Here is a 13,372-nt window from a genome sequence, read left to right on the forward strand (position 1 = left end):
GCTACTCGGTACCGCCGAACTACGACTCGCTGATCGGCAAGCTGATCACCTACGGCGTGACCCGCGACGAGGCCATGGCCCGCATGCGCAACGCCCTGGACGAGATCGTCGTCGACGGTATCAAGACCAACGTGCCGCTGCACCGCGACCTGGTTCGCGACAAGGGTTTCTGCCAGGGTGGGATCAACATCCACTACCTGGAAAAGAAACTGGGCATGGACAAGCACTAAGCGCGTCCGGCACCACAGAAGGGGAGCGGCCAAGGCCGCTCCCCTTTTGCATTTCAACGTCAAAAAGGATGGCGACATGAACGGATCTTCCCAAACCAGCCTGACGCCCGAAGCGCGCAAGCAAGCCTCCATCGCCCGCCTCCAGGCAGCCGGCATTCCCTATATCGAGCACCTGCCGATGATCGAGGATGCCAGCGAGGTGCGCGTGCGCAGCGCCGAGGAAATCGCCCGTCGCGCCATCGCCTGCCTGTTCGCCATCCAGGCCGCCTGCGATCGCCAGGCCGGTCAGTACACGCCGGACACCGCCCGCTGGTGCCAGGAGTTGCTGGAACAGTACGGCGTCGACGAGCTGACGCACCAGGAAGCGCGCATCCTCGGTAACGAGGGTGGCGAACAGGATGTCGTCAACATGGTCTGGAAGTACGAGGCCTACTGGGTGCTGCTGTGGGCGCTGGGCGTGGTGGAGGAGCTGGATTTGCCCGACCATGCCATCGATTGCGACTTCGCCATCCAGGCCGTGGCGCAACATGCCGATTTCGCCACGTTCATGGCACAGGCGAAACTGCGCGACATCACCAGCATCCTCGACGAAGCCGACCTGATCTACCGTTACCACTGGGCCTGCGTGGATGCCCGCCTCAAGCAGGCGCCGATGCCCGCCGGCCTCAACCCCAGCGTAGTCATGGAGCGTCACGCGGCCTTAAACTGGCTTATCGACAACGATGGCCAGGACGACTGGGACAACCCGGACGTCAGCACCTGAACCCGTCCGACACCATTATCTGCCGTCGCCAGCCCTGCGCTTGCGGCCGCCCTACCGGAGCCTCCCATGCCCTGGCTACAACTGCGCCTCGCCATCACCCCTGAGCAGGCGCCCACTTATGAAGACGCCCTGCTGGACGTCGGCGCGGTGTCCGTCACCTTCATGGACGCCGAAGACCAGCCGATCTTCGAGCCCGACCTGGGCACCACACCGCTGTGGAGCCACACCCACCTGCTCGCCCTGTTCGAGGCCGATACCGACGCCGACACGCTGGTTGCTCACCTGCAACTGCTGACCGACGGCGCGTTGCCGGAACACCAGATCGAGCGCATCGAAGACCAGGACTGGGAGCGCAGCTGGATGGACGGCTTCGCGCCGATGCGTTTCGGCCAGCGCCTGTGGATCGTGCCGAGCTGGCACGAGGCGCCGCAGCCGGACGCCGTGAACCTGCTGCTTGACCCGGGCCTGGCGTTCGGCACCGGCACCCACCCGACCACCTCGCTGTGCCTGCAATGGCTCGACGCCCAGCCACTGGAAGGTTGCAGCGTGCTGGATTTCGGTTGCGGCTCGGGCATCCTGGCCATCGCTGCCCTGCTGCTCGGCGCGCCTCGGGCGGTCGGCACCGACATCGACCCGCAAGCCCTGGAAGCGTCGCGCGACAACGCGGGGCGCAACGGCATCGCCGACCAGCGCTTCCCGCTCTACCTGCCAGCCGACCTGCCCCAGGAGCCGGCTGACGTGGTGGTCGCCAACATTCTTGCCGGCCCGCTGGTCAGCCTGGCGCCGCAGATCACCAGCCTGGTCAAGCCAGGTGGCCGCCTGGCGCTGTCAGGCATTCTCGCCGAGCAGGCCGACGACGTGTGCGCTGCCTACGCCGCCGACTTCGACCTCGACCCGAGCGCCGTCCAGGACGGCTGGGTGCGCATCAGCGGCATTCGCCGTTAAGCGCGCGTCCGCGCCGTGCCCGCATTGGCACGGCGCGGCACTTAATGCTGCTTTTGCAATCTGTTGGGTTAGACTATTGCCCCGTTTTTGCCGCCCCGCGGCCGTCGGATGACGCATGACCGAAAGCTTCGTGACCCAATGCCCGAACTGCAGCACCAGTTTCCGCGTGAACCTGGCCCAGCTTGCCGTTGCCCAGGGCTCGGTACGCTGTGGCGCCTGCCTGCAGGTATTCAATGCCGCGCGGCAGTTGCGCGAGCAGGGTCATCACATTCCGGACATGCGTGCCGCGGCGCCCGCTACACCAGCACCCGCGGCAACGCCCAAGCCATCGGCACCGGCACCGGCACCGGCACCGGCACCGAGCATTGCAGCGCTGCCGCCTGCCAGTGCCAAACCGCCGGGCAAGACCGACGACGGTACGCTGTGGATTCACGACGACCTGGATCTCGATGACCTCGACCTCGACGAGGAGCTGGCCAAGCTCGAGGCGCAGGAACAGCAGCTGTCGCGCCAGTTCCTCGAACTCGACCTGCCGACCCGGCAAACGCCGCGCTTCGATGAGCAGGACGACGAGCCCGCCGAAGACGAGCGCTGGGCCGAGGCCCTGCTGCGCGATGACCCGACCGTCAGCAAGCTGGAGCTCGAACCACTGGGCGAGCGTCCGACACCGAGCATCGATTTCGGCCAACCGCCGCCGGCCAAGGCCCCCGAAGCCGTGCCGCCGCTGCCCAGAACGCCGGGCCTGCGCGAGGTCTTCTCGCCCGCTAAGCCTGCTGCGCCAAGCCGTGAGGACGTGGAGGCCGAGCCGACGTTCAGCCTCAGCGCCCAGCGCGACGACCCGCCTGAGCCCGCGCCATCCGACGACCACCACGACGATGAGCCGCAAACGCCTGCACCGGTGCCCAAGGGCGCAAAGACGCGCCCACGCAGCGAGCCGAACCTGCGCGGCGAAGCCCTGTTCGAACTTGAAGAGGAACCGCTGCAGCTCGACTGGCGTCCGCCGCGCAAGCCCTGGGGCCGCTGGATCGGCTGGGGCCTGCTCAATCTGCTGGCGGCGGCCGCGCTGGCCGGGCAATACGTGATCTATCACTACGCCGAACTGGCCCGCCAGGATCAGTACCGGCCCTGGTTCGAACAGATCTGCCCGACCCTCGGCTGCACCCTGCCCTCCAAAGTCGACATCGACCAGATCAGGAGCAGCAACCTGGTGGTGCGCAGCCACCCGGAGTTCAGCGGCGCCCTGGTGGTAGACGCGATCCTCTACAATCGCGCGTCGTTCTCCCAGCCATTTCCGCTCCTGGAGATGCGCTTCGCGGACATCAACGGACAGTTGATCGCCAGTCGTCGCTTCAAACCCAGCGAGTACCTGGCGGGTGAGCTGGCTGGCCAGGCGGAAATGCCGCCGCAGACGCCGATCCATATCGCTCTGGACATCCTCGACCCGGGCGCCCGGGCGGTGAACTACAGCCTCAACTTCCACTCGCCGGAGTAGCCTCGGCCAACCGATAGGCGGCGGCCGACGAGGGACCGTCTGCATCGGGGCCGGCCGCCGACGCGACCGCGCACCACGGCCCTGCTGTTCAGATTTTGTTCAAAACCACCTTTATCCGGTCATTCAGAGCGGGTATGATCTCCCCCCTTTTCGCACTCTCCTACTGGTCTCAACAGCACGTCTCTTGAGCAGGGAAGCCCTATGTCGGCGCTAAGCATCGGCCCCTATACATTGCCCAATCGACTGATCCTGGCCCCCATGGCCGGCGTCACCGATCAGCCATTCCGGCAACTGTGCCGGCGCCTCGGCGCCGGCATGGTGGTTTCCGAGATGGTCACCAGCGATGTACGCCTGTGGAACACGCGCAAGTCGAGCCTGCGCATGATCCACAGCGGCGATCCGCAGCCACGCTCCGTGCAGATCGCCGGTGGCGACCCGCAGATGCTCGCCGAGGCAGCCCGCGCCAATGTGCAGCTGGGCGCCCAGATCATCGACATCAACATGGGCTGCCCGGCCAAGAAGGTCTGCAACAAGGCGGCTGGCTCCGCCCTGCTCAAGGATCAGCCGCTGGTGCAGGCGATTCTCGAAGCGGTGGTCGCCGCCGTCGACGTCCCGGTCACCCTGAAGATTCGCACCGGCTGGGACCGTCAGAACAAGAATGGCGTCGAGGTCGCGCGGATTGCCGAGCAGTCCGGCATCGTCGCCCTGGCCGTGCACGGCCGCACCCGCGCCGACCTGTACACCGGCGAGGCCGAGTACGACACCATCGCCGCGATCAAGCAGGCCGTATCGATTCCGGTACTGGCCAACGGCGACATCGACTCACCGGAAAAGGCCGCCCATGTGCTGGCCGCTACCGGTGCCGATGGCCTGCTGATCGGCCGGGCGGCCCAGGGCCGCCCGTGGATTTTCAGAGAAATCGAGCATTACCTGCGCACCGGAGCCCATTGCCCGGCCCCTGCGCTGGCCGAGATCGAACGCATTCTGCTCGAGCACCTGGCCGCCCTGCACGCCTTCTACGGCGACGTCATGGGCGTGCGCATCGCTCGCAAGCATGTGGGCTGGTACCTCGCGACGCTGCCCGGCGCCCGCGAATTCCGTGCCCAGTTCAATCGTCTGGACAGCCAGGAGGCGCAATGTGCAAGCGTTCGCCAGTTCTTCGGTGAACGCTACAACGACGAAAAAGAGGCTGCCGCATGACACTGTTGAACGAGACTTTAGGAAGTGGGATTGCACCCGTGAGCGACAACACCAGTTTGAAACAGCACCTCAACACACCGAGCGAAGAAGGCCAGACCCTGCGCGGCAGCGTCGAGAAAGCCTTGCACAACTACTTCGCTCACCTTGAGGGCGCAGACGTCACCGACGTCTACAACCTGGTGCTCACCGAAGTGGAAGCCCCGCTGCTGGAGACCGTCATGAACTACGTGAAGGGCAACCAGACCAAGGCCTCGGAACTGTTGGGCCTGAACCGCGGCACCCTGCGCAAGAAGCTCAAGCAGTACGACCTCCTTTAAAGCGGCGGCAGGCCACAGGCTCCAGGCCGCAGGCCGAGCCGCTTTTGCCTGCCGCTTGTAGCCTGAAGCCTGTAGCCCGTTAGGAAAATCATGACCGACCAGACCACCCGCCTCCCCGTCCGCCGTGCGCTGATCAGCGTGTCCGACAAGACCGGCATCCTCGAATTCGCCCGCGAGCTCGTCGCCCTCAACGTGGAAATCCTCTCCACCGGCGGCACCTACAAGCTGCTCAAGGACAACGGCGTGGCAGCAGTGGAAGTGGCCGACTACACCGGCTTCCCGGAAATGATGGACGGCCGGGTGAAGACCCTGCACCCGAAAATCCACGGCGGCATCCTCGGCCGCCGCGCCCTCGACGGCGCGGTGATGGACGAGCACGGCATCAAGCCGATCGACCTGGTGGCGGTCAACCTGTACCCCTTCGCGGCTACCGTCGCCAAGCCGGGCTGTGACCTGGCCGATGCCATCGAGAACATCGACATCGGCGGTCCGACCATGGTGCGCTCGGCCGCCAAGAATCACAAAGACGTGGCCATCGTGGTCAACGCCGGTGACTACAGCGCGGTCATCGACTCCCTGAAGCTCGGCGGCCTGTGCTATGCCCAGCGCTTCGACCTGGCCCTCAGGGCCTTCGAGCACACCGCGGCCTACGACGGCATGATCGCCAACTACCTGGGTACCATCGACCAGGGCCGCGACACCCTGTCCACCGAAGACCGCGGTCAGTTCCCGCGCACCTTCAACACCCAGTTCATCAAGGCGCAGGAAATGCGCTACGGCGAAAACCCGCACCAGAAAGCCGCGTTCTACGTCGAGCACGCCGAAGAAGCCTGCGTGGCCACCGCCGTGCAGCTGCAGGGCAAAGAGCTGTCGTTCAACAACGTGGCCGACACCGACGCCGCGCTGGAATGCGTGAAGAGTTTCGTCAAACCGGCCTGCGTGATCGTCAAGCACGCCAACCCGTGCGGCGTCGCCGTGGTACCGGAAGACGAAGGTGGCATCCGCAAGGCCTATGACCTGGCCTACGCCACCGACACCGAATCGGCGTTCGGCGGCATCATCGCCTTCAACCGCGAACTGGACGGCGAAACCGCCAAGGCCATCGTCGAGCGCCAGTTCGTCGAAGTGATCATCGCCCCGAGAATCAGCGACGCTGCCCGTGAAGTGATCGCCGCCAAGGCCAACGTGCGCCTGCTCGCGTGCGGCGAATGGCCGACCGAACGTGCGCCGGGCTGGGACTACAAGCGCGTCAACGGCGGCCTGCTGGTCCAGAGCCGCGACATCGGCATGATCAAGGCCGAAGACCTGAAGATCGTTACCCAGCGCGCGCCGAGCGAGCAGGAGATCCATGACCTGATCTTCGCCTGGAAAGTGGCCAAATTCGTCAAATCCAACGCCATCGTGTACGCCAAGAATCGCCAGACCGTCGGCGTCGGCGCCGGCCAGATGAGCCGCGTCAACTCCGCGCGTATCGCCGCCATCAAGGCCGAACACGCCGGCCTGCCGGTGCCGGGCGCGGTCATGGCCTCCGATGCCTTCTTCCCGTTCCGCGACGGTATCGACAACGCCGCCAAGGCCGGCATCACCGCGGTGATCCAGCCCGGTGGTTCGATGCGCGACAACGAAGTGATCGCCGCCGCCGATGAAGCCGGTATTGCCATGGTGTTCACCGGCATGCGCCACTTCCGCCACTAAATCGGCCGCACTCGGACAGGCATCTGCGGCGTTGCAGCTGGCTCCGATAATGCTCATTGCCAACAGGCAACTCCGCTTATCGAAACCAGCCGCGCCTTGCATCTACCAGCCCGATCGCGACCTCGAAATTTTTAGGGTGGATAACGCTTCGCTTATCCGCCGAACGGGCTACCAGCCCGCCTCCATCGGGAGACAGACATGAACGTATTGATCATCGGCAGCGGCGGTCGTGAACACGCCCTGGCCTGGAAAGTGGCGCAGGACAAGCGCATCGCCAAGGTTTTCGTCGCACCGGGCAACGCCGGTACCGCCTTCGAGCCCAAGTGCGAGAACGTCGCCATCGACGTGCTGGATATCCAGGCACTGGCCGATTTCGCCGAGCAGAACGTGCAACTGACCATCGTCGGCCCCGAAGCGCCGCTGGTGAAGGGCGTGGTCGACCTGTTCCGCTCCCGCGACCTGGACATCTTCGGCCCGACCGCCGCCGCGGCCCAGCTGGAAGGTTCCAAGGCCTTCACCAAGGATTTCCTGGCCCGCCAGAACATCCCGACCGCCGATTACCAGAACTTCACCGAAGTCGAGCCGGCCCTGGCCTACCTGCGTGAGAAAGGCGCACCGATCGTGATCAAGGCCGACGGCCTGGCCGCGGGCAAGGGCGTGATCGTCGCCATGACCCTGGCCGAAGCCGAGGACGCCGTGCGCGACATGCTCGCCGGCAATGCTTTCGGTGACGCCGGCTCGCGCGTGGTGATCGAAGAGTTCCTCGACGGCGAGGAAGCCAGCTTCATCGTCATGGTCGACGGCCAGAACGTGCTGCCTATGGCCACCAGCCAGGATCACAAGCGTGTCGGCGATGCCGACAGCGGCCCGAATACCGGCGGCATGGGCGCCTACTCGCCGGCTCCGGTGGTGACCGCCGACGTGCACAAGCGGGTGATGGATGAAGTCATCTACCCGACCGTGCGCGGCATGGCTGCCGAAGGTAACGTCTACACCGGCTTCCTGTACGCCGGCCTGATGATCGACAAGAGCGGCGCGCCGAAAGTCATCGAATTCAACTGCCGCTTCGGCGACCCGGAAACCCAGCCGATCATGGTGCGCCTGGAAAGCTCCCTGGTGCTGCTGGTCGAGGCCGCACTGGCCAAGGCGCTGGACAAGGTCGAAGCGACCTGGGACCCGCGTCCGACCGTCGGCGTGGTACTGGCCGCCGGCGGCTACCCGGGCGACTACGCCAAGGGTGACGTGATCGAAGGGCTGGACGACGCCGCGCAGCTGGAAGGCAAGGTATTCCACGCCGGCACCGCCCTGCAGGACGGCCAGGTGGTCACCGCAGGCGGCCGCGTCCTGTGCGCCACCGCCATCGGCGCCAGCGTGGCGGATGCCCAGCAGCAGGCCTATCGCCTGGCCGCGAAGATCCGCTGGAACGGCATGTTCCACCGCAACGACATCGGCTACCGGGCGATCGCCCGCGAGCAGGGCGACAAGTGATGTAACAAGATGGCGGCATCGCGCGATGCCGCCCATCGGCAATACCGCAGGCGGCCGCTCGACAGGGCGGCCTGGCTGTCAGGATAGGGTCTCAGTTCATAGTCTGTGCCACCTCGGCTGGCTATAATTCAGCCGGATAACCTAAAAGGGATTGCCACGTGCGACGGCTCAGGATCGCCATAGGTCTACTCGTCAGCCTGCTGTTGGCCGGCGTCTGCCTGTCGAGCACGGCGGCGCAGCGTGTCGTCACGCCCTATGCCACCGGCTGGTCGGTTTTCGTCGACGACAGCGCCCAGCTGAACCTGGATGATGTGCGCAGCCGCCGCAACCAGTTCCTGCCCCTCGATGACCTCGCCTTCACCTACCCGCCCAGCGACAAGGCCGTCTGGCTGCGCTTCGACGTGCCCGAGCACCAGGCGCCCTACTGGTTGTGGCTGTTCGCGCCACGGGTACAGTTTCTCGATTACTACCTGCTCAACGGCCCGCTGATCGAGCAGACCGTGCACAGCGGCGAGTCGATGCCGATGAGCTCGCGTCCGCTGCCTTCGCGCGCCTACCTGATGTCGCTGCCCAACGACGGGCAGGCACGGGAAGTCTATGTCCGGATGACCTCGAACCACCCGCTGATGGCCTGGTTCAAGGTCATCGACGAGGCCGAACTGGTCAGCCTGGAGAAGCCGGCCTACCTGCTCGGCGCCCTGCTCGGCGCCCTGCTGCTGGTGGTGGTCTACAACCTGATCCGCTTCGCCTACATGCGCTCGGTGTGCAGCCTGTGGCTCGCCGGCCTGCATGGCGGCCTGGCGGTGTGTGCGGCCGCCAACCTCGGCCTGCTGGCCGCCTGGGTACCGAGCCTTGGCTACAACCAGTCGCTGATCGCCGATACCAGTGCATTGATCGCCGCGTTCTGCCTGTCGGCCTTCGTGCTCGGCTTCTTCCGCCACACACCGATGCAGCGCAGCAAGCTCAATCTGGTCCTGCAGGGCCACGCCTTGGTGACCCTGCTACTGGGTCTGACCATCCTCATCACCGGGCTGCTGTGGTACAGCGCACTGGTCTACCTGCTGGTGTTCGTCGGCACCCTCGCGGTGCTGCTGGTCAGCGGCGTGCACTGGCACAACGGCTACCAGTCGGCGCGGCTGGTGGTGGTGGCCATGGTAGTGTTCAACGTCGGGTTCGGCCTGTTCATCCCCATCCTGTTCGGTTTCGACCAACTCGACCCCGGCTGGCTGGTCATCGGCGTGTTCACCATCGCCACCCTCAGCGGCGTGGTGCTCAGCGCCGCCCTGGCCGAGCACCAGCGGCAATTGCAGCGCGCCGCGTCGCGCGCGCGTACCGCCCTGGCCACCAACGACGCCGAGCTCAAGGCCAAGGCCGAATTCCTGGCCAAGATCAGCCATGAGATCCGCACGCCCATGAACGGCGTGCTGGGCATGACCGAGCTGCTGCTCGGCACGCCGCTGTCGGCCAAGCAGCGCGATTACGTACAGACCATTCACAGCTCGGGCAACGAGCTGCTCAACCTGATCAACGAGATTCTCGACATATCCAAGCTGGAATCCGGGCAGATCGAATTGGACGATGTGCAATTCGATCTCAATGCACTGACCGAAGATTGTCTGGACATCTTCCGCGCCAAGGCCGAACTGCAGAAGATCGAGCTGATCAGTTTCATTCAACCCCAGGTGCCACGCATCGTCAGCGGCGACCCGACGCGCCTGCGGCAGATCCTGCTCAGCCTGCTCGACAACGCCTTCAAGCAGACCAGTGAGGGCGAGATCCTGCTGGTGGTCGCCCTCGACAGCAGCGGCGAGCAGCCGCGCCTGCGCTTCGCCGTGCAGGACAGCGGCCACCCGCTCAATGCCAGCGAGCGCGACGCACTGCTCAACACCGAACTGCAGAGCCGTGACTTCCTGTCGGCCACTCGCCTGGGCAGCCGCCTGGGGCTGATCATCGCCCGCCAGCTGATCCTGCTGATGGGCGGCGAGTTCGGCATCCAGAGCGGCGGCAACCAGGGCTCCACCCTGTGGCTGACCCTGCCGCTGGACGACGCCCGCCTGCAGCAGCCGAGCACCGATATCGACGGTACCCTGCAGGGCACCCGCCTGCTGGTGGTGGACGACAACGACACCTGCCGCAAAGTGCTGCTGCAGCAATGCAACGCCTGGGGCATGAACGTCAGCAGCGTGCCGTCCGGCAAGGAGGCGCTGGCGTTGCTGCGCACTCGCGCGCACATGCGCGAGTATTTCGACGTGGTACTGCTCGACCAGGACATGCCGGGCATGAGCGGCATGCAATTGGCCGCCAAGATCAAGGAAGACCCGAGCCTCAACAACGACATCCTGATCATCATGCTCACCGGCATCAGCCACGCGCCAAGCAAGATCATCGCGCGCAACGCCGGCATCAAGCGCATCCTCGCCAAGCCGGTGGCTGGCTACACCCTCAAGGCGACCCTGGCCGACGAGCTCGCCCAGCGCCAGCGCGGCGCGGATGCCCCCGCCCAGGCCAGCCCGGCAGTACTGGAAGTGCCCGAGGACTTCCGCATTCTGGTCGCCGAGGACAACAGCATTTCCACCAAGGTGATCCGTGGCATGCTCGGCAAGCTCAACTTGAAGCCGGACACGGCGAGCAATGGCGAAGAAGCCCTCATCGCCATGAAAGCCCAACGCTACGACCTGGTGCTGATGGATTGCGAGATGCCGGTGATGGACGGTTTCTCCGCCACTGAGCAACTGCGGGCCTGGGAGATCGCCGAACGCCGCCCGCGCACGCCGGTGGTCGCGCTGACCGCGCACATTCTCAGCGAACACAAGGAGCGCGCACGCCAGGTCGGCATGGACGGCCACATGGCCAAGCCCGTGGAACTCTCGCAATTGAGGGACCTGATCGAGTACTGGGTCGGTGAACGCCGTACCCAGACACAGGACGATACCGTCGCCTCCTGAGCCGGCTGCTAGAATTTTCGACGCAGCCCGCGCCAGCTACCCCTCGATAGAGCGCCCATGGATATCAAGCAGCTCAAGTTTCTGATCGCCCTCGACGAAACCCGCCATTTCGGCCAGGCAGCCGCTCGCTGCCACGTCACCCAGCCGACCTTGTCGATGCGCCTGCGCAACCTGGAAAACGAACTGAGCCTGGAGCTGGTACGCCGCGGCCAGCGTTTCGAAGGGTTCACCGCCGAAGGCGAGCGGGTGCTGGCCTGGGCCCGTAGCCTGATGGCCGCCCACGATGGCCTGTATGCCGAGGCCGCTGCCTGCCGTGGCCAGCTGGTCGGCACCTTGCGCCTGGGCGTGGTGCCGCTGTCCGGCTTCGACCCGATGGAACTGGTGCGCCTGTTCGCCGAGCAGCATCCGGGATTACGCTTTCAGCTGTTCGCCCTGAGCAGCGACCAGATTCTCGAGCGCCTGGGCAGCAACCAGCTGGACCTGGGCCTGTCGTACCTCGACCGCCTCGACCGTGAGCACTTCGACAGCCTCGAGCTGGCCGCCACGCGCATGGGCCTGCTGTATGACCGCCGGCATTTCCAGTTCAGCGAAACCACCCTGCGCTGGGAGAACCTGATCGACCTGCCGCTGGGTTTGCTGTCGGCCGGCATGCACTTTCGCCAGTCCATCGACCACAGCTTCCGCTCGCGGGGCCTGACGCCCCTGCCCAAGCTGGAAACCGATGCCGTTCACCAGTTGCTGCAAGCGGTCAGCGCCGGCCTGTGCTGCTCGATCATGCCGCTGCAGAACGGCCTGGCCGAGTTCACCAACGAACTGATCCTCACGCCCATCGAGGACGCCCACACCCTGGCCCCGCTGGGCCTGATCATGCGCCGTGGCGCGCCCCGCTCGCCGCTGGCCGAGGCCTGTTTCAGCGAAGCGCGCACGCTGATCAGCGCCTGACCGCCGCCTCGGGTTCGGCCAGCGGCGCAGCGCTTTCACCACGGTCGGCGCGACCGCCCAGGTACCAGCCCAGCAGCCCCCAGAGCGCGGCGCAGACCGCGCCGATCACCGCGATCAGGGCCACGCCGTAGCCGAGCAGGTCAATCAGGCTCTTGGCCCAGCCGCTGAGCGCGTCGCCGCCACGATAGACCACGGTATCGATGAAGTTCTTGGCCTTGTACTTGCTCTCGGCATCCAGCGGCGCGAAGAGCATTTCCCGCCCCGGCCGCACGAAGGCGTATTCGCCGATGCGCCGCACGATCATCAGCCCAGCCAGCACCGCGAAGGTCGGCGCCATGGCCAGGGCGAGAAAGCCCACGCACATCAGCATCGGCACCGCGGCCAGCAAGGTGCGCACGCCGAGGCGCTGGGCGACGCGGCTGGTGATGAACAGCTGGGCCAGCAGCGCGCCGGCCTGCACGACGAAGTCGATCAGCCCGAACACCCGCACCTGCTCGTCGCGATCAGGAAACAGCTCGGCCACCAAACGTGCCTGCTCGAAGTACAGGAAGGTGGTGACCGTGGCGAGCAGGATGACGAAGGCGCAGATGCCCAGCAGGTAGGATGATGTGAACACCCGCGTCATGCCGCTGAACGGATTACCCGCCACCGGGCGCCGGGGATTTTCCGTCTGGCGGGCACCGGGGCGCCCCGCTCCGGCTCGCTCGCGCCAGGCCATCAGGTAATGCTTGAGTGCCAGCGCACCGGCCAACAGCACGGCAGCCAGGAAGGCCAGGCCGCTGGCGCCGATGCTGCCGACCAGCAGCGCGCTCAGCGCCGGGCCACTGAGGCCGCCGACACTGGCGCCAGCGGCGATGAAGGCGAACAACCGCTTGGCCTGGGGCGAGTCGAACACGTCGGCCATCAGGCTCCAGGCCACCGATACCACGAACAGGTTGTAGACCGAGATCCATACGTAGAACACCCGCGCCAGCCAAAGGCTTTCGCCCATGAGGCTGAACGCCAGGGCGAAGCCCAGCAGGTTGAGGCAGAAAAAGCCGTATACCCAATCGATGAAATGGATGCGCGGTACCCGCGAGTTGAGCCAGGCGAACAGCGGCACCGCCAGAAGCATGACCACGAAGGTGGCGGTGAACAACCATTGCAGGTTTTCCACCCCAGCCTGGATGCCCATCGATTCGCGAATCGGCCGCAGCATGAAGTAGCCGCTGAACAGGCAGAAGAACAGCGCGAAACCGGCCAGCGCCGCGGCCAGCTCGCCGGGCTGCGCGTTGATGGCGCGGGCCAGGCGCTGGGGCAGGGAAAGGGTCATGGCGTGGTTTCCGGGGTTCGAAACCTTGCAGTATGGCCCACTG

Annotated in this window: 10 protein-coding genes and 1 pseudogene; 10 read left to right on the forward strand and 1 reads right to left on the reverse strand. The window is 65.7% G+C overall.

All coding sequences use genetic code 11. The features are described 5' to 3' along the window. The 10 genes and pseudogenes from BVH03_RS19780 to BVH03_RS19825 form a co-directional block, all read left to right on the forward strand. A pseudogene (locus BVH03_RS19780) lies at window positions 1-230 on the forward strand (acetyl-CoA carboxylase biotin carboxylase subunit); the annotation flags it as partial. 76 nt (window positions 231-306) lie between these two features. Then, entirely contained in the window at window positions 307-993 is a 687-nt protein-coding gene (locus tag BVH03_RS19785) for a DUF4272 domain-containing protein (RefSeq protein WP_075962781.1), read from the forward strand. 66 nt (window positions 994-1,059) lie between these two features. Continuing rightward, complete coding sequence (gene prmA / locus BVH03_RS19790; RefSeq protein ID WP_075962782.1) at window positions 1,060-1,938, forward strand: 50S ribosomal protein L11 methyltransferase; 879 nt, start codon at window positions 1,060-1,062, stop codon at window positions 1,936-1,938. 115 nt (window positions 1,939-2,053) lie between these two features. After that, window positions 2,054-3,430: a DUF3426 domain-containing protein gene (locus tag BVH03_RS19795; protein WP_075962783.1), complete on the forward strand. Its 1,377-nt coding sequence runs from the start codon at window positions 2,054-2,056 to the stop codon at window positions 3,428-3,430. A gap of 201 nt (window positions 3,431-3,631) precedes the next feature. Next, window positions 3,632-4,630 carry a tRNA dihydrouridine synthase DusB gene (dusB, locus tag BVH03_RS19800; RefSeq protein ID WP_075962784.1) on the forward strand — a complete coding sequence of 333 codons (999 nt, stop codon included), beginning with the start codon at window positions 3,632-3,634 and terminating at the stop codon, window positions 4,628-4,630. Further along, complete coding sequence (fis, locus tag BVH03_RS19805) at window positions 4,627-4,947, forward strand: DNA-binding transcriptional regulator Fis (RefSeq protein ID WP_075962785.1); 321 nt, start codon at window positions 4,627-4,629, stop codon at window positions 4,945-4,947. The genes dusB and fis overlap by 4 nt, the downstream gene beginning before the upstream one ends. 90 nt (window positions 4,948-5,037) lie before the next feature. After that, the gene (gene purH, locus BVH03_RS19810; protein WP_075962786.1) at window positions 5,038-6,642 is read left to right on the forward strand and encodes a bifunctional phosphoribosylaminoimidazolecarboxamide formyltransferase/IMP cyclohydrolase; all 1,605 of its coding nucleotides are present in this window, start codon (window positions 5,038-5,040) and stop codon (window positions 6,640-6,642) included. 198 nt (window positions 6,643-6,840) lie between these two features. Beyond that, the gene (gene purD, locus BVH03_RS19815) at window positions 6,841-8,130 is read left to right on the forward strand and encodes a phosphoribosylamine--glycine ligase (RefSeq protein WP_075962787.1); all 1,290 of its coding nucleotides are present in this window, start codon (window positions 6,841-6,843) and stop codon (window positions 8,128-8,130) included. 158 nt (window positions 8,131-8,288) lie between these two features. After that, on the forward strand, window positions 8,289-11,075 hold the full coding sequence (locus BVH03_RS19820; protein ID WP_075962788.1) for a response regulator: 2,787 nt from the start codon (window positions 8,289-8,291) through the stop codon (window positions 11,073-11,075). Window positions 11,076-11,132: 57 nt separating this feature from the next. Next, entirely contained in the window at window positions 11,133-12,017 is an 885-nt protein-coding gene (locus tag BVH03_RS19825) for a LysR family transcriptional regulator (RefSeq protein WP_075962789.1), read from the forward strand. On the opposite strand, the gene BVH03_RS19830 is transcribed toward BVH03_RS19825, so the two are convergent. Beyond that, window positions 12,007-13,329 carry an NTP/NDP exchange transporter gene (locus tag BVH03_RS19830; RefSeq protein ID WP_075962790.1) on the reverse strand — a complete coding sequence of 441 codons (1,323 nt, stop codon included), beginning with the start codon at window positions 13,327-13,329 and terminating at the stop codon, window positions 12,007-12,009. The genes BVH03_RS19825 and BVH03_RS19830 overlap by 11 nt on opposite strands. Window positions 13,330-13,372 lie beyond the last annotated feature (43 nt).

This window comes from Pseudomonas sp. PA15(2017) (genome assembly GCF_001945395.1).
In the GTDB taxonomy this organism is placed as follows: Bacteria; Pseudomonadota; Gammaproteobacteria; order Pseudomonadales; family Pseudomonadaceae; genus Aquipseudomonas.

Excerpts from the sequence above, each read along its gene's own strand:
- BVH03_RS19785 (WP_075962781.1), top strand. The coding sequence starts at position 307 with ATGAACGGATCTTCCCAAACCAGCCTGACGCCCGAAGCGCGCAAGCAA.
- prmA (WP_075962782.1), top strand. The coding sequence starts at position 1,060 with ATGCCCTGGCTACAACTGCGCCTCGCCATCACCCCTGAGCAGGCGCCC.
- BVH03_RS19795 (WP_075962783.1), top strand. The coding sequence starts at position 2,054 with ATGACCGAAAGCTTCGTGACCCAATGCCCGAACTGCAGCACCAGTTTC.
- dusB (WP_075962784.1), top strand. The coding sequence starts at position 3,632 with ATGTCGGCGCTAAGCATCGGCCCCTATACATTGCCCAATCGACTGATC.
- fis (WP_075962785.1), top strand. The coding sequence starts at position 4,627 with ATGACACTGTTGAACGAGACTTTAGGAAGTGGGATTGCACCCGTGAGC.
- purH (WP_075962786.1), top strand. The coding sequence starts at position 5,038 with ATGACCGACCAGACCACCCGCCTCCCCGTCCGCCGTGCGCTGATCAGC.
- purD (WP_075962787.1), top strand. The coding sequence starts at position 6,841 with ATGAACGTATTGATCATCGGCAGCGGCGGTCGTGAACACGCCCTGGCC.
- BVH03_RS19825 (WP_075962789.1), top strand. The coding sequence starts at position 11,133 with ATGGATATCAAGCAGCTCAAGTTTCTGATCGCCCTCGACGAAACCCGC.
- BVH03_RS19830 (WP_075962790.1), bottom strand. The coding sequence starts at position 13,329 with ATGACCCTTTCCCTGCCCCAGCGCCTGGCCCGCGCCATCAACGCGCAG.